Source organism: Janthinobacterium sp. GW821-FHT03C08, assembly GCF_059420905.1.
Genome location: NZ_JBWKUP010000005.1, coordinates 15517 through 31413, shown reverse-complemented (window position 1 = coordinate 31413; position 15897 = coordinate 15517). Strand labels below are relative to the sequence as shown.

Sequence of the window (15897 nt, the reverse complement as noted above, 5' to 3'; positions counted from 1 at the left end):
TTCTTTAAGGTTGTGCGTGACGATGATTGGCCGAGTAGCTGCCGGTGACGTAGTGCTCGAGCTGGCGCTCGATGTCGGTCAGCAGGCTGGAAGCGCCGATGCGGAACAGGTGCGGCTGCAGCCATTCGTTGCCCAGTTCTTCCTTCATCAGGGTCAGGTATTGCAGGGCGCTCTTGGCCGAGCTGACGCCGCCGGCCGGCTTGAAGCCCACCTGGAAACCTGTCTGCTCGTGGTATTCGCGGATCGTACGCACCATCGTCAGGGCCACGGGAATGGTGGCGTTGACGCCCTCTTTACCGGTGGACGTCTTGATGAAATCGGCGCCCGCCATCATGCACACCCACGACGCCTTGGCCACGTTTTCCAGGGTCAGCAAGTCGCCCGTGGCGAGAATCGCCTTCACGTGCGCTTCGCCGCACGCCTTGCGGTAGGCCAGCATTTCGTCGTACAGCACTTGCCAGTTGCCGTTCAGGACGTGCTGGCGCGTGATGACGATATCGATTTCCGACGCGCCGGCGGCGACCGACAGTTCGATCTCGCGCAGCTTCGTTTCCATGCTCGTCAAGCCGGCCGGGAAACCCGTCGACACGGCGGCGATGGGCAGGCGGCCCTGGATGACTTTCACGGCCGGCTGGATCATCTCGTGGTACACGCACACGGCGCCGGTGCTCAGTTCCGTCAGGCCCAGCGCGGCCATCAAGTCGGCGCGCAGCGGGCGCATGGCCTTCATGCACAGGCGCTCCACGCGGCCCGGCGTATCGTCGCCGCCCAGGGTGGTCAGGTCGATCATCTGGATGGCTTTCACCAGCCAGGCGGCCTGGTATTCCTTTTTCACCGTGCGGCGGTTCGCCAGGCTGGCCGCGCGGCGGTCCGTCGCGGCGCGGTTGACGCGGATCTGGTTGATCCAGCCCAGGTCGAGGCCGACGGCCTCGTTACGCTTGAATTCGGGGTGCATGAGTGTCATAACAAGCTGGTTCCATTAGCAAGTGGTGGTACGCCAAGGTGCTTGGCGAGGGTTTGGCCAATATCGGAGAAGGTCTCGGAAATACCCAGTGCGCGCGGGGCGACGCCGGGGCCGAAGAAGATCATCGGAATGTGTTCGCGGGTGTGGTCGGAGCCGTGCCAGGTGGGGTCGCAGCCATGGTCGGCGGTAATCACGACCAGGTCGCCTTCCTTGAGCTTGGCCATGAATTCCGGCAGGCGCGCATCCATTTCGCGCAGCGCGTCGGCATAGCCCTCGACGTTGCGGCGGTGGCCGAAGGCCTGGTCGAAATCGACGAAGTTGACAAAAGTGAGCGACTTGTCCTGCACTTCATCGGCCGTCTTCAGCAGCGCTTCGAACAGCGCCATGTTGTCGACGCCCTTGACCACGCGCGAGATGCCCTGGGTAGCGAAAATGTCGCTGATCTTGCCCAGGCCGACGACTTCGCCGCCCGCGTTCTTCACGTGGTCGAGCAGGGTCGGCGCTGGCGGCGCGACGGCGTAGTCGTGGCGGTTGGTGGTGCGCGTGTAGTTGCCGTTGCTGCCCGTGAACGGGCGGGCGATGACGCGGCCGATGTTGTAGGGCTCGACCAGCTTGAAGGCCATCTCGCACACTTCGTACAGGCGCTCGAGGCCGAACGATTCTTCGTGCGCGGCGATCTGCATCACCGAGTCGCCCGAGGTGTAGATAATCAGCTTGCCCGTGGCGACGTGCTCGTCGCCATGCTTGTTGATGATGTCCGTGCCCGAGGCATGGCAGTCGCCCAGGAAACCGGGCACGCCCGACATGGCTTTGAGCTTGTCGGTCAGGACTGCGGGGAAGGACGGCGTCGTGCGGGGGAAGTAGCCCCAGTCGAATTCGACGGGCACGCCGGCGATTTCCCAGTGGCCGCTCTGCGTGTCCTTGCCGGTGGAGCGCTCGCGCGCCGCGCCGTAGGCGCCGGTAAAGCCGTCGCGCTGGTCGAAACCCGTGGCCCATTCGCCGCTGGCCAGGTGCGCCGCGGCGCCCAGGCCCAGGCGTTCCATGTTCGGGAGTTTCAAGGTCTTGCCGCTTTTGGCGACAGTGCTGGCAATATGGCCAAAGGTATTGGCACCTGCGTCGCCATACTTGGCGGCGTCTGGCGTCGCGCCAAGGCCGAAGGAATCAAGCAGGAGGATAAATGCGCGTGACATGATAAGGCTCGCTTTATGGAGTGATGCAAAGATGATGCGGTCAGTGTAGGCCGGATTTTCCCGGCCTGCCGCGCGGCAGCGCCAGTGGTTGGCGCGCCGCTGCTGCGTAAGGAGGAGTGCTTAGGCTTGCGGCGTGGCCGAGACGGTGGCCAGGAAAGCCAGGATCAGCTTGACCAGGTCTTTCGCGCCGATGGCCGCGTACTTCAGGGTTTGCTCATGCGACAGGGCGAATGGCGACATGCCTTCGGCCAGGTTGGTAATGACGGACACGCCCACCACTTTCAGGTCGCAATGGCGGGCCGAGACCACTTCCGGCACCACCGACATGCCGACCGTGTCGGCGCCCAGGCGGGCCATCATGCGGATTTCGGCGGCCGTCTCGAAGTTCGGACCCGGGTAGGCGACGAACACCCCTTCGTGCAGGGTGATGCCGTTCGACGCGGCCGTGTCCTTGACCAGCTTGCGCAGGTCCGCATCGTAGGCATTGGCCATGCTGAAAAAGCGCGGGCCGAAGCGGTCGTCGTTCGGGCCGACCATCGGCGTGCCTGGCAGCAGATTGATATGGTCGCTGATGGCAACCAGGCTGCCGGCGTCCACTTCAGGGCGCAGCGAACCGGCCGCATTCGTCACGAACAGCATTTCGCAGCCCAGCAGTTTCAGGGTGCGGATGGCGCTCGTCATCACGCCCATGCCATAGCCTTCATAGAAGTGGCCGCGGCCCTTCATGCAGACGACGGCAACGCCCGACAGGGTGCCCACCACCAGCTCGCCCGCATGGCCGTGCACGGTGCTGATCGGGAAGCCCGGCAATTCGTCAAAGCTGATGCTGACGGCGTCCGTCATCTGCTCGGCCAATACGCCCAGGCCGGAACCGAGGATCATCGCCACGCGCGGCTTGAAATTCTCAGGGGCGCGGGCACGGATGATTTCGGCGGCGTGGAAAGGGGCGTTGTTCGACATGGTTATCCTCGTAGTGACTAATGATGAATGCTGGCTGCGCGACGGCGCAAAACAAGTTGCCGCGGCCCAGCTATCGGGTATGGGTGCGTGTAATGGGTATATCCAAATGCGTATTGCAACTATTAGCCGCCACTATGCATCAATCGGAATATGTATGGCAAATACCATTTTTCTTACCCATTTATACAATTCAAATATAAATGGCCGACATTATAGTCCAGGCAAGGGCTGGCCCGCCAGCGGCGGACTAGCCCTTGCGCAGCCCCGGAAATTGCATGCATACAAGCCCCATACGACCGTCCTGCTCGTACGCAGGCTACCTGCTTGACACTTTACAGACAAATGTTTACAGTAACAGACAAATGTTTAAACACTGAGCGAAAACCTTGTGACCGATACCAATAAAAAAGACCAGCTATATACGCTGATCCGCAACAACCCCTTCATCTCGCAGCAAGACCTGGCGAGCGAACTGGGCTTGTCGCGCTCGGCCGTCGCCGGCCATATCGCCGGACTGATCCGCGAACGCCGCCTGCTGGGGCGCGCCTACGTGCTGCCGGACAGCCGCCCCGTGCTGTGCATCGGTGCCGCCAACCTGGACCGCAAGATGCGCACCCTGGCCACCTTGCAGATGGGCACGTCGAATCCCGTGCGCTCGGAAGAGGTATTTGGCGGCGTGGGCCGCAACATCGCGGAAAACCTGGCCCGCCTGTCGCTACCCGTCGCCTTGCTGACGGCGCTGGGCGACGACGCGGCAGGCCACGCCCTGCAGACACACGCGGAAGATGCGGGCATCGACATGCGCGGCAGCTTGCATTTGAGCAATACCAGCAGCGGCACGTACACGGCCGTGCTGGACGAACATGGCGAAATGCTGCTGGCGATGGCGAACATGCAACTGTACGAACAGCTGACGCCCGCTTTCCTGCACAGCCGCCAACCGCAGCGCGCCGCCGCCGCCCTCACCGTGTGCGACCTGAACCTGGGCCACGACAGCGTGCAGGCGCTGCTGGCCGATGCGCGCCAGGACGCTGCCCACGCGACGCCGCTCGTCATCGTCGCCGTCTCGCAGCCGAAGATGGCGCACCTGCCGCTGGACCTGACGGGCTTGCACCTGCTGATCCTGAACCGGGGCGAACTGGAAACCCGCGTGGCGCGGGCCTTGCCGACGGCGTTCGAGGTGCGCGCCGCCTGCCGCGAAGTGCAGCGCCAGGGCGCGCGCCAGGTGATCGTCACCTGCGGCGGCGAAGGCGTGTATTTCACGGATGGCGACAGCCCGGACGCGCCTGTCGAGCACCTGGCCGCGCGCGAAGTGGACGCCGTCGACGTGACGGGCGCCGGCGACGCGTTTTCCGCCGCCGTCTGCTGGTCCCTGTATCACGACAGCGGCAATCTGAAACTGGCGTGCCGGCGCGGCCTGAAACTGGCCGCCATGACGCTGGAATCGGCTGCCACCGTGTCGCCCCTGATTTCGGCCGGCGCACTTGACGACATCGACGACGCCGACCTGGCGCCGCCCCCACCTACCCTCTTTCAACGGGACTGAAACATGACTCAACTCAATACCCAACTCGGCAACTTCCTCTCGTTCTCGCAAGAAGTGCTCGACGCGCGCGCCGCCGGCAAGGCCATCGTGGCGCTGGAATCGACCATCATTTCCCACGGCATGCCGTATCCGCAAAACGTGGAAATGGCGCGCGAAGTGGAACAGATCATCCGCGACGGCGGCGCCGTGCCGGCCACCATCGCCATCATCGATGGCAAGATCTGCGTGGGCCTGTCGCCCGAGCAACTGGAATTGCTGGGCACTTCGCCCGACGCCATGAAGGTCAGCCGCCGCGACCTGCCGTTCGTCCTGTCGCAACGCAAGCTGGGCGCCACCACCGTGGCCGCCACCATGATCTGCGCGGAACTGGCCGGCATCGCCGTGTTCGTCACGGGTGGCATCGGCGGCGTGCACCGCGGCGCGGAAACGAGTTTCGACATTTCCGCCGACCTGCAGGAACTGGCGCACACCTCGGTGGCCGTCGTCTGCGCGGGCGTCAAATCCATCCTCGACATCGGCCTGACCCTGGAATACCTGGAAACCCATGGCGTGCCCGTCATCAGCGTGGGCCAGGAAGGCTTTCCTGCCTTCTTCACGCGCGAAAGCGGCTTCAAGGCCGATTTCCGCCTCGATACGCCCGCGGAACAGGCGGCCTTCATCGGCACCAAGTGGCAGCTGGGCCTGAAAGGCGGCGTCGTCGTCAGCAATCCCGTGCCGGCCGCGCAAGCCATGCCCAAGGAAGAGATCGACGCGATCACTACACAGGCGCTGCAGGAAGCGGACGCGGGCGGCGTGAAGGGCAAGCAGGTCACGCCATTCCTGTTGTCGCGCATCAAGCAGCTGACGGATGGCCGCAGCCTGGCAACGAACATCGCCCTCGTCAAGCACAATGCGCAAGTCGGCACGGCACTGGCCATTGCCATGCAGGCAGTGGTGGCACGATAATAGGACTGCTGTAAAGAAAGCGCGCGCGCCTTGCTGCGCGCGCGCCGTTCCATCGCCTAGCAACACGCAACGCCAAGGAAAGCATGTCCATCGATCTGAAACAGTTAAAGTATTTTCTTGCCGTTGCCGAGGAGAAAAGCTTCAGCCGCGCCGCCGAACGCCTGCATATCTCGCAGCCGCCGTTGAGCCAGCAGATCATGAAACTGGAAAGCGAACTGGGCGTGCGCCTGTTTGCGCGCACCACGCGCACTTTCGAGCTGACCGTGGCGGGCAAGGCGCTGATGAACGAGGCGGCCGACCTACTGGCCAAGATGCGCATGACCATCGATACCATCCGCCAGATCGACCGCGGCGAAGTAGGCCGTTTGCGCGTGGGCATCGTGGGCTCGGCCATGTGGGGTCCCATCCCCAGCCTGCTGGAAGAATTCCAGACCAAATTTCCGCGCGTCACCTGGACCCTGCACGAACTCGGTCCCACGGTGCAATACGAAGCCTTGCGCGCCAAGCAGATCGATGTGGGCTTCTGGCGCGAACCCAGGCTGAACGACGACGACTTGCGCCACGACAATCTGCGCCAGGAACTGTGCTTCCGCGAAAACGTGTGCGTGGCCGTCAACGAACACCATCCGCTGGCGAAAAACACGGCCATCGAGCTGATCGACATCGCCCACGAACCCATGCTCACCTTGAACCTCGATAAATCCGCGTTTCCCCGCTACCTCGTGCAATGTTGCATCAATGCGGGCTTCGAACCCGTGATCTTCCAGGAAGCGAGCGAACCGCAAACCCTGCTGGCCATGGTGGGCGCCGGCCTGGGCGTGACCCTGGTACCGGAAACGACGAGCCGCATCGGCTGGCCCGGCGTCGTGTTTCTGCCGATCAAGACCAATCCGCCGTCGGCCAACCTGTATATCAGCTACACCACGCTCGACGACGCGCCCGTGGTGCGGGCCTTTCTGAATATCCTCAATCCCCCATCGGCCTGACGCGGCCCGGCCTGGCGTGGCCCGGCCTGGCGTGGCGCGGCCTGGCGTGGCGCGACTTGATCCAGCTAATTTATATGGCTTTCATATAAATAGTTAAACAAAAACGTATTTGTCATACATATCTGGCATGATGCATAGTGATTCGGACGCCCATCATGGCGCCGGTCCTGTGTCTGCCCTGCCCGTCTTGTTGACGCGCATCCTGGCCCACGCCGGCACCCCATTCGATGTTGTAAATATAAAAGAGACGGGGCGCGACTGTTGCATGAGCATCACACTGTGTACACAAAAGCATATAAGGCCAGCAATGATCTTGTGCATGATCTTGTGCAATACAGTGCAATGTTGATAAGGAACTATCAGCTCGTGCATGAAAAACAGGCTAAATCGGCCCCAAATTATATGTTTCACCTATAAAAAATATACAATATCGATCTTCCAGGAGCCAATTCATGAAACTTACACAATTTAGTTTGACGATCGCAGCCGTATTCCTGACTGCTCAAGCGTCCGCGGCTACCCCAAAACTGGGTGTCGTGTATGACGCGGGCGGCAAGTTCGACAAGTCGTTCAACCAATCCGCTTTCGAAGGCGCCTCGCGCTTCAAAAAAGACACGGGCATTTCCTTCATCGAAGTCCAGGCATCGAGCGATACGCAAGCCGAGCAAGTCATGCGCGGCCTGGCCCGCAAGAAACTCGACATGATCGCCGCCATCGGCTTTGCGCAAACGCAAGCCGTGCAAAAGGTCGCCAAGGAATTCCCGAACGTGAAATTCGTGCTGATCGACGGCCAGGCTGCCGGCAGCAACGTCAATTCCGTCGTCTTCAAGGAAGAAGAAGGCTCCTACCTGGTGGGCGTGGCGGCGGCCATGGCCAGCAAGAGCAAGAAAGTCGGCTTCATCGGCGGCATCGATATTCCCCTGATCCGCAACTTCGCCTGCGGCTACGCGCAAGGCGTCAAGGCCGTCAATCCGAAGGCGGAAATCACGCAAAACATGGTCGGCACCACCTCCGGCGCCTGGAATGACCCGGCCAAGGGGGGCGAACTGGCCCGCTCGCAATTCGAGCGCGGCGTCGACGTCGTCTTCGCCGTTGCCGGCGGCAGCGGCATGGGCACCCTGCAGATGGCCAAGGAAAAAGGCAAGCTGGCGATCGGCGTCGATTCGAACCAGAACCATTTGTATCCAGGCAGCATCCTGACCTCGATGGTCAAGCGCGTCGACAACACCGTCTATGACAGCTTCATGGAAGTCAAGAACGGCACCTGGAAGGGCGGCGTCAGCTATAAAGGCTTGAAAGAAGGCGGCGTGGACTGGGCGCTCGACGCGAACAACCGCAAGCTGATCACGCCGGAAATCGAAAAGCGCGTGTTGGGTGCGCGTAAAGACATTATCGATGGCAAGATCAAAGTGATCGATTACCGCGTCGGCAGCAGCTGCCCGGTCTAAACTCACTCTTCATCACTAAGCGCGCCGCCGGGGCCAGTCCCCGCGCGGCGCGTTTCCATGAAACTATCCAGTTATGAACCTATGCAGCCAGCAGTAGAATTTCGCAGCATTTCCAAGCAATTTGGGCATGTGAAGGCGAACGCCGACGTCAGCTTCTCCATCGCCAAGGGCAGTATCCATGGCCTGGTGGGGGAAAACGGCGCCGGCAAATCGACCTTGATGAGCATCCTGTACGGATATTACCGTGCCGACGGCGGAGAAATCTTGCTCGACGGAAAAGTACAGCCTATCCGCAACAGCCAGGAAGCGATCAACCTCGGCATTGGCATGGTGCACCAGCATTTCATGCTGGTCGAGAACTTCACCGTCCTCGACAATATCATGCTGGGCACGGAAGGCGGTTTTCGTTTGGCCAGCCACCGCGCCGAAGCGGAAGCCCAGCTGCGCGAGATTTGCGCCCGCTACCGCCTCGACGTCGACCCGCTGGCGAAGATCGAGGACCTGTCCGTGGGCGCCCAGCAGCGCGTGGAAATCCTCAAGCAGATTTACCGCAGCGCCAACATCCTGATCCTCGACGAGCCGACGGCCGTGCTGACGGCCCAGGAAACGGCCTCGCTGTTTGAAATCCTGCGCCTGTTCAAGGAACAGGGCAAGACCATCATCCTGATCACGCACAAGCTGCAGGAGATCCTGGAAATCACCGACAACGTCACCGTCATGCGCGGCGGCACGGTGGTCGGCGCCGTGGCGACCGCCGGCACCTCGAAGGAAGAGCTGGCCAACATGATGGTCGGCCGCCCCATCCAGAGCCATCTGCCCCGCGCACCGTACAATCCCGGCGCCACGGTGCTGGAAGTGGACGGGCTGCAGCTGGCCGACGAGCAGCAGGTGAAATTGCTGGCCGACATAGGTTTCAACCTGCGCGCCGGCGAGATCGTCGCCATCGCGGGCGTCTCGGGCAATGGCCAGAGCGAGCTGCTGGAAATCCTGTCCGGCATGCGCTTGCCCACGTCGGGCAAGCTGCGCTTCCTGGACAAAGACTTGCCATTCGCCAAGCGCCATGATGCCGACGGCTTGCCGCTGGCCTTCCGCGAACTGGGCATCGCCCACATTCCCGAAGACCGCTTGCGCGATGGCGTGGTGAAGAATTTCTCCGTCATGCAGAACACCATCCTCGGCTACCAGGACCGCCTGAAAAACCGCTGGGGCTTGTTCAACTTCAAGGCCATCGGCGCGCGCTGCGCGGAATTGCTGAAAACCTTCGACGTGCGCCCCGCCAATCCGGACCTGCGCATCGGCTTATTGTCGGGCGGTAACCAGCAAAAGGTGGTGATCGCGCGCGAAGTGCTGGCGCAGCCGAAACTGATGCTGGTGGGCCAGCCCACGCGCGGCGTCGATATCGGCACCATCGAAAGCATCCATACGCAATTGCTGGCCCTGCGCGACGCAGGCGTGGCGATCCTGCTGGTGTCCGTCGAACTGGAAGAAGTGCGGGCGCTGGCCGACCGCATTCTGGTCATGTGCGGCGGACGCATCACCGGCGAACTGAAAATTGAAGAATTCGATACCACCCGCATCGGTCTCTTGATGGGGGGAATGCATAAATCATGAATAACGACTTGCCACGCTGGGCGACAGCCTTTGTCATGCCCATGTTAAACCTGCTGTCGGCCATGCTGGTCGCAGCCCTGGTCATTTATATGCTGGGCGAAGATCCGGGCGAATCGCTGGGTATCCTCGTCAACAGCGCCATCCTCAATCCGGAAGGCTTGAGCTACACCCTGTTCTACGCCAGTACCTTCATTTTCACGGGCCTGTCGGTCTCCGTGGCCATGCAGGCGGGCCTGTTCAATATCGGTTCCGAAGGCCAGATGTATATCGGCGGACTGGGCCTGACGGCGGCCATGCTGGCCTTCGACCAGACCCTGCCCGCCTGGCTCCTGATCCCGGTGGCCATGATCGGCGCGGCCCTGTTCGGCGCGCTGTGGGGCTTTTTGCCCGGCTACCTGCAAGCCAAGCGCGGCAGCCACATCGTCGTCACCACCATCATGTTCAACTTCATCGCCGCCAGCCTGATGAACTTCATCATCGTGAAGTACCTGATTCCCCCAGGCGAGCAGAATACGGCCAGCCGCGTGTTTGCGGAAAGCGGCGAAATGCCGCGCCTCTCCACCTGGTTCCCGTCCTTGGGCGACACGCCGCTGAACATCAGTTTCCTGCTGGCAATTGCTGCGCTCGTCATCTATGGCGTGATGGTATGGCGCTCGTCGTGGGGCTTCAAGCTGCGCGCCACGGGCCTCAACAAGCATGCGGCCCACTACGCGGGCGTGTCGATCAGCAAGATGATCATCATCGTCATGCTGATCTCCGGCGCGCTGGCCGGTTTGGGTTCCGTCAACTCCATCATGGGCTCGACGCATTACCTGTCGCTCAATTTTGTGGGCGGCGCCGGCTTCATCGGTATCGCCATCGCCCTGATGGGCCGCCAGCATCCGGTCGGCATCTTCCTGTCGGCCGTGCTGTTCGGCGCGCTGATCCAGGGTGGCTTCGACCTGTCGCTGGAAAAACCAAATATCCCGACGGAAACTTTCATCTTCATCCAGGGCTTGATCATCCTGTTCTGCGGCGCGATGGAAAACTTCTATGCGCCGGCCATTTCCGCCCTGCTCAAGCGCACCAAAGGCTAAACCATGACACTCGACGACTTTCATTTCGCCAGCATCCTGGTATCGACCGTGCGCAATGCGCCCGTCCTGATCTTCGCCGCCATGGCCGGCCTGTTTGCCGAACGCAGCGGCATGATCGACATCGGCCTGGAAGGCAAGATCCTGGCCAGCGCCTTCGCTTCCGCCGCCGTGGCCTACACGACGCAAAACCCGTACTACGGCATGGCTGCCGGCATGCTCGTCTGCGTCGCCCTGGCCCTGCTGCAGGCCTACGTCAGCATCACGCAAAAGGGCAACCAGCTGGTGGCCGGCATGGCGATCAACATCGCCATGAGCGGACTGACGTTTGTGCTGGCGCAATTCTTCTTCCAGCAGGGCGGCCGCACGCCCGACCTGGGGTCGGCGCGGCTGTTCGACGTGGTCTTGCCCGGCACGCAATACGTGGAACACATCCCCTTCATCGGCTGGGTGTATGCCCACCTGATCGGCGGCCATTCCATCCTCGTCTACGTGGCCTTCCTCTTGATCCCGCTCGTGCACTGGCTGCTGTACCACACGCGCTTCGGCCTGCGCCTGCGCGCCTGCGGCGAAAACCCCCATGCGGCCGACTCGGCCGGCGTGAGCGTGGAAGCGACGCGCTACCTGGCCATGCTGGTGGCCGGCATCCTGTGCTCGTTCTCGGGCGCGTATCTGGCCATCGTGCAAAGCGGCTTCTTCCTGCGCGACATGTCCGCTGGCGCCGGCTACCTGGCCCTGACGGCCATGGTCTTCGGCAACTGGCGTCCCGTCTACACCTTCCTGGGCTGTTTGATGTTCGGCTTCTTTGCCGCCATCCAGATCCAGATCGAAGGCGTGGACTTGCCCGTCGTCGGCCGCATCCCCGGCTCGCTGATCCAGATGGTGCCGTACGTCGTCACGGTGATCGTGCTGGCAGGCTTGATGGCCAAATCGGTCGCACCGAAAGCGATCGGCATCCCCTTTGTGAAGTCCCGTTAAGAGACTGTGACAGCATCAGAAAAGCGAAGCCCGCGGGCTTCGCTTTTCTTACGCCTGCGCAATCTCGTCCAGCGAGCAATACACGGGTAAACCAAGCTCTTGCGCCACGGCCACCATCCTGTCGGCGCCCTGGGACGCGCCACCGATGCGCAGCACCGCATCGCAATGGCTGAGCAGGCGCTCCGCATGCGCGTGGAACAGGGCGTCATACACGCTGTCGCCCACCTGGGTCGAGCCGGCCAGCGCCAGCATGGGCAAGGCCAGCCATTCCCCCAGCACGGGCATGTGCCCCGCTGCATACAGGGGCAGGCAGACGGCTTGCATGGCCGCCACATTGCGCGCCATCAAGACCGGATCGTCGCCCGTGCCGGAACGATACGGGCCAGCCACCAGTATCTGCAGCCCCCGTTTGCGCGGCATCAAGTGCAACTGCGCATGCTGCAGCAGCATGATGGTCTTGCCGTCGCAGATGCGCCCGTCGTCCACCATCCGCAGCGCCTGCGCCAGCGGCAGTTCCAGCACTTCGATATCCTCGCCCTCGTGCGCCAGGCCGCCGCCATCGCCGATGCGGCTGGCGGGATCGTATTCGGCGACAAAGAAGTGCAGGCGCTCCGTCACGGAGCCGGGACTCATGAAGGCTTCGAATACCTTGTGCACCTGGCCCACGGCGTAACCCGTCTCTTCTTCCACCTCGGCGCGGATGCGCTGCTCCGCACTCGCCTGTTCCAGCAAGCCGGCAGCCGCCTCGATGAGGAAACCGTCGTGGCCTGCGCGAAACGTGGGAAAGCGGAACTGGCGGATCAGGATCACCGTGCGCCGTGCCTTGTTGTAGAGCAAGATGGTGGCGCCATCGCCGCGGTCATAGGTTTCCCGCGTCTGTGTCTGCCATTGGCCGTCACGGCGCAGATAATCGAACGTCGTCTTCTGCAGCAGGTACCAGTCGTGCGACAGGGTTTGCACGCCCTGGATACGCACCCGTTCCTGTTGGCTATTGTCTTCGCCCATCGTGTCTCCTTGTGCTTGCGTGGATCGACTTTATCATGCAAACTCATGCAATATCAAGAAAATACAAGAAAATCCATGCTCACACACCAACGCAAGCAATACCTGCTGGAGCTGCTGCAGCGCGAAGGCCAGCTCGTCGCCAAGGCCGTCAGCGACAGCCTGGGCTTATCGGAAGACACGATACGCCGCGACCTGCGCGAACTGGCGAAAGAGGGGTTATTGGAGCGCGTGCACGGCGGCGCCCTGCCCTTGCTGCCCCGTTCTCCCGCACTGGCGCCGTTTGCCGGACGCGAACAGATTTCACCGCAAGCCAAGCCCGCCATCGGCCGCGCGGCGGCGGCGATGGTCCAAACGGGGCAAGTGGTGTTCATCGATGGCGGCACGACGGCCGTGCAGCTGGCGCGCCAGCTGCCGCGGGAATTGCGCGCCACCGTCGTCACGCACAGTCCGAGCATTGCCGTCGAGCTGGTCAATCACCCCGGCATCGAGGTATTGATGCTGGGCGGGCGCCTGTACAAGCACTCGATCGTGGGCGTCGGCGCGGCCACCGTGGAAGCCATCGGCCGCATCCGCGCCGACCTGTATTTCATGGGCGTGGCCAGCCTGCACCCGCAAGCGGGCATCACCACGGGCGACTACGAGGAAGCGTGCGTCAAGCGGGCCCTGAGCGACGCATCCGCCCGCACCATCGTGCTGGCCTCGCCGGAAAAACTGCATACGGCATCGCCGTTCCAGATCGCGCCCTTGAGCCAGGTCAACGATATCGTCGTGCACCGCGACGTGGAGGACGCGCTCGTGGCACCGTATCGCGACATGGGCATCAGCGTGACCCTGGCATGAAAAAAGCGGCCCGCAGGCCGCTTTCAACTGTCACTGATTATTGCGGCCAGATGGCCTGCAACAGGGCCGCCAGGTGATAGCCCCCCTCGATCAGCTGCTGCTTCGCCAGCGCCGAGCTGGGCACGGGATAATTGTCCGGCACCGTCAAGGCCCACACGTTGTAGACCTCGCCCTTGCGGCTGGTCTGCTGCGTGGCGGGGCCGGCGACCACGTCCGCGTAAGCCACCTTCGAGGCCGCCAGCGAGGCATCGGCCCACTGATATGGCCAGGTGACGGGATCGCCGCTATTGCCGCTCACGGCAGGCTGGCTGGCAATCACGGTCCTGGCGAACTGCTGCGGCGTGCGCGTGCTCAGGCGGCGCATGGCGTAATCGACCACCGTGCTGTCCCAGTACGAATGCAATGGCTTGGTGGGCGACTTCGGATAGGCGGGCGCTTTCGTTTCTCCCTCGTCGGCCGGCAGCGGCGCGGGAATCACGGCGCTCGACAGTGCCGTCATCCGGGCATCATCGAGCAGCAGGTTGTTGCCGCCGCGCGCGTCGAAAATGGCCATGCCGTCGATCTGTGCCTGGGTGGCGGGCACGACAAAGCTGCCATCCTTGCCCACGTAGGCGGCGCCCACGTGCAGCGGCTGGTGGATGTCGCCCACCAGGTGAGTGATCAGGATCAAGGCCTGGCGCTTGGTGAACTGGTGCGGATTGCTGGCCGCGTCGTCCTTGCCTTGCAGCACCAGAATCGCCTGCTTCAGTGTCTGCACGATATCGTCATCCGCGCTGCCCACGTCGTGGTCATGGTAATGCGCATTCTGGAAGGGAATATCCGTGTAGTGATATTCGCTGTGCTTGGGATTGGCTGCCACGTAGGCCAGCATTTCCGGCGATTGCGGACCGCAATACGTGCCTTTCACGCAATCGGGCCAGTTGGCGATCTTTTCCAGGCTTTCGCCCGGCAACAGCAGGGCCGCAATCTGCGCCTGGGCGGCGCTGCCCTTGAGCAACTGATCGGCGATGGCGCCCACGGCCCGATGGCCGTCATTGCCCCATGCCAAAACATTGCCGGAAGCAAAAGCGGCGCCCAGCGCCAGCACGGTCAATAATTTCTTCATATTCACTCCTTGCCTTGCGGCGCTGCCTTGGCCGGTTTGGGATATTGCTTGTTGATATCGATGGGCTGGGCATACGCCGAGCTCCACGTCTGCTCATGCAACGCGGCAATACGCTGCGCCATGGCATCGTTGCGCAGCACCACTTCCAGGTTGCGCGACAGGTCAAAATAGCCGCCCGCCCAGTTGCTCGTGCCGACCCAGGCCAGCTTGCCATCGATGCTCATGGTCTTGCTGTGGATCACGCGCGCGAAGGGAATGAAGCCCGTCGATGCCGTGGGCAAGGTGACGATGCGGATTTCCACGTTCGGCACGAGGGCCAGGCTTTTCAGATAGGCAATGGCGGGCGCTTCCGTGTTCCAGGCGGACACCATCAGCTTGATCTTCACGCCCCGCTGGGCCGCCGTGCGCACGGCGTTGTCGATCACGGCGTAGTACGGCCGCGTGCGGTTCGGGCCATACGACAACGGCGCGTAATCGAGCAGCTGGATGCGCACTTCGCTTTTCGCTTCCGCCAGCAAGGCGGGCAAGCCCGTTTCCGAGTCGCCCACGCCAGCCGGGTTGTATGCATTCGGGCTGGCCAGCAGGAAAGCGTTTTGCGCATAGTTGGCCGGCACCACCTTGCTGTTGAGCACCGTGGCGCGGCTGCCCTGCGCCGTCAACGCTTGGGCTTGCCAATCCTGCTCGAAGATGGCTTGCACCTGGCTGACCATGGCCGCCTCCGTGATCTTCAAGCCCGTTTCATGGATGTGCTCGAAGGAACGCCAGTCGAAATTCTGGCTGCCGATGTACGCCACCTGGCCATCGACAGCCAGGTATTTCGCATGCACGATGCCGTTGCCCGTGATCTTGTTGAAATCGATGAGGCGCAAGTCCAGGTTGGGAATCGCCTTGATCTGCGCGATGGTGGCCGCTTCCGACAGGCCCACGCCCTTCTGGTCCAGCAGGAAGCGGATCTTCACGCCGCGCTGGCCGGCGGCCGTCAGGCTGGCCAGCACCTTTTCAAAGGCCGTGCCCGGCTTACTGACGGCGTAGAACTGGGCGATGACGATCTCTTTCTTGGCCGCATCGAACAATTCCGTCCACACGGCAACAGGCTCGCGCAAGTCGGGATTGGTCAGGGTGGTTTCCACGGGCGAGGTGTGCACGAGTTCAAAGCCGGGAATCGTGAAATCGGCGTGGGCGCTGCCCGCGAACAGGCTGGACAGAAGAAGGGAAACAAATAAGCGACGCATGGTTTTTCCTTGTA

General features: G+C 62.4%; 13 protein-coding genes and 1 pseudogene. 8 read left to right on the top strand and 6 right to left on the bottom strand.

Features of this window, described 5'->3' with window-relative positions:
* Positions 1-4 precede the first annotated feature (4 nt).
* The 3 genes from deoC to xapA all read right to left on the bottom strand — a co-directional run bounded on the left by deoC (position 5) and on the right by xapA (position 3114).
* Positions 5-964, bottom strand: coding sequence for a deoxyribose-phosphate aldolase (gene deoC / locus AC07VL_RS08065; RefSeq protein ID WP_494805373.1), 960 nt, complete (start codon positions 962-964; stop codon positions 5-7).
* Positions 961-2154 (bottom strand): phosphopentomutase, encoded by a 1194-nt coding sequence (locus AC07VL_RS08060; RefSeq protein ID WP_494805372.1) that lies wholly within the window; start codon positions 2152-2154, stop codon positions 961-963. Before AC07VL_RS08060 ends, deoC begins: the two co-directional genes overlap by 4 nt.
* 120 nt (positions 2155-2274) lie before the next feature.
* On the bottom strand, positions 2275-3114 hold the full coding sequence (gene xapA, locus AC07VL_RS08055; protein ID WP_092798101.1) for a xanthosine phosphorylase: 840 nt from the start codon (positions 3112-3114) through the stop codon (positions 2275-2277).
* A 388-nt stretch (positions 3115-3502) separates the two neighbouring features.
* Between xapA and AC07VL_RS08050 the strand changes: the two genes are divergently transcribed.
* From AC07VL_RS08050 to AC07VL_RS08020, 7 genes are all read left to right on the top strand, one after another.
* Positions 3503-4660: a carbohydrate kinase gene (locus AC07VL_RS08050; protein ID WP_494805371.1), complete on the top strand. Its 1158-nt coding sequence runs from the start codon at positions 3503-3505 to the stop codon at positions 4658-4660.
* A 3-nt stretch (positions 4661-4663) separates the two neighbouring features.
* Positions 4664-5605, top strand: a complete 942-nt coding sequence (locus AC07VL_RS08045) for a pseudouridine-5'-phosphate glycosidase (RefSeq protein WP_494805370.1) — start codon at positions 4664-4666, stop codon at positions 5603-5605.
* Positions 5606-5688: 83 nt separating this feature from the next.
* Positions 5689-6591: a LysR family transcriptional regulator gene (locus tag AC07VL_RS08040; RefSeq protein WP_494805369.1), complete on the top strand. Its 903-nt coding sequence runs from the start codon at positions 5689-5691 to the stop codon at positions 6589-6591.
* 452 nt (positions 6592-7043) lie between these two features.
* Positions 7044-8039: a BMP family lipoprotein gene (locus tag AC07VL_RS08035; RefSeq protein WP_092798098.1), complete on the top strand. Its 996-nt coding sequence runs from the start codon at positions 7044-7046 to the stop codon at positions 8037-8039.
* Positions 8040-8120: 81 nt separating this feature from the next.
* Complete coding sequence (locus AC07VL_RS08030) at positions 8121-9650, top strand: ABC transporter ATP-binding protein (protein WP_102295674.1); 1530 nt, start codon at positions 8121-8123, stop codon at positions 9648-9650.
* Positions 9647-10726 (top strand): ABC transporter permease, encoded by a 1080-nt coding sequence (locus tag AC07VL_RS08025; RefSeq protein WP_494805368.1) that lies wholly within the window; start codon positions 9647-9649, stop codon positions 10724-10726. The genes AC07VL_RS08030 and AC07VL_RS08025 overlap by 4 nt, the downstream gene beginning before the upstream one ends.
* Positions 10727-10729: 3 nt before the next feature.
* The gene (locus tag AC07VL_RS08020) at positions 10730-11701 is read left to right on the top strand and encodes an ABC transporter permease (RefSeq protein WP_076568960.1); all 972 of its coding nucleotides are present in this window, start codon (positions 10730-10732) and stop codon (positions 11699-11701) included.
* 420 nt (positions 11702-12121) lie between these two features.
* Here AC07VL_RS08020 and AC07VL_RS08015 read toward each other — a convergent pair.
* Positions 12122-12706: pseudogene (locus AC07VL_RS08015) on the bottom strand (NUDIX domain-containing protein); the annotation flags it as partial.
* A 75-nt stretch (positions 12707-12781) separates the two neighbouring features.
* Between AC07VL_RS08015 and AC07VL_RS08010 the strand changes: the two are divergent.
* Entirely contained in the window at positions 12782-13546 is a 765-nt protein-coding gene (locus AC07VL_RS08010; RefSeq protein WP_494805367.1) for a DeoR/GlpR family DNA-binding transcription regulator, read from the top strand.
* A gap of 37 nt (positions 13547-13583) precedes the next feature.
* On the opposite strand, the gene AC07VL_RS08005 is transcribed toward AC07VL_RS08010, so the two are convergent.
* Together AC07VL_RS08005 and AC07VL_RS08000 are read right to left on the bottom strand one after the other, a co-directional pair.
* The gene (locus AC07VL_RS08005) at positions 13584-14651 is read right to left on the bottom strand and encodes a S1/P1 nuclease (protein ID WP_494805366.1); all 1068 of its coding nucleotides are present in this window, start codon (positions 14649-14651) and stop codon (positions 13584-13586) included.
* A 2-nt stretch (positions 14652-14653) separates the two neighbouring features.
* Entirely contained in the window at positions 14654-15883 is a 1230-nt protein-coding gene (locus AC07VL_RS08000) for a phospholipase D-like domain-containing protein (protein ID WP_494805365.1), read from the bottom strand.
* Between the last annotated feature and the right edge of the window lie 14 nt (positions 15884-15897).

Bases quoted from the DNA above. Each gene is read 5' to 3' on its own strand.
- deoC (WP_494805373.1), bottom strand. From the start codon at position 964: ATGACACTCATGCACCCCGAATTCAAGCGTAACGAGGCCGTCGGCCTC.
- AC07VL_RS08060 (WP_494805372.1), bottom strand. From the start codon at position 2,154: ATGTCACGCGCATTTATCCTCCTGCTTGATTCCTTCGGCCTTGGCGCG.
- xapA (WP_092798101.1), bottom strand. From the start codon at position 3,114: ATGTCGAACAACGCCCCTTTCCACGCCGCCGAAATCATCCGTGCCCGC.
- AC07VL_RS08045 (WP_494805370.1), top strand. From the start codon at position 4,664: ATGACTCAACTCAATACCCAACTCGGCAACTTCCTCTCGTTCTCGCAA.
- AC07VL_RS08040 (WP_494805369.1), top strand. From the start codon at position 5,689: ATGTCCATCGATCTGAAACAGTTAAAGTATTTTCTTGCCGTTGCCGAG.
- AC07VL_RS08035 (WP_092798098.1), top strand. From the start codon at position 7,044: ATGAAACTTACACAATTTAGTTTGACGATCGCAGCCGTATTCCTGACT.
- AC07VL_RS08030 (WP_102295674.1), top strand. From the start codon at position 8,121: ATGCAGCCAGCAGTAGAATTTCGCAGCATTTCCAAGCAATTTGGGCAT.
- AC07VL_RS08025 (WP_494805368.1), top strand. From the start codon at position 9,647: ATGAATAACGACTTGCCACGCTGGGCGACAGCCTTTGTCATGCCCATG.
- AC07VL_RS08020 (WP_076568960.1), top strand. From the start codon at position 10,730: ATGACACTCGACGACTTTCATTTCGCCAGCATCCTGGTATCGACCGTG.
- AC07VL_RS08010 (WP_494805367.1), top strand. From the start codon at position 12,782: ATGCTCACACACCAACGCAAGCAATACCTGCTGGAGCTGCTGCAGCGC.
- AC07VL_RS08005 (WP_494805366.1), bottom strand. From the start codon at position 14,651: ATGAAGAAATTATTGACCGTGCTGGCGCTGGGCGCCGCTTTTGCTTCC.
- AC07VL_RS08000 (WP_494805365.1), bottom strand. From the start codon at position 15,883: ATGCGTCGCTTATTTGTTTCCCTTCTTCTGTCCAGCCTGTTCGCGGGC.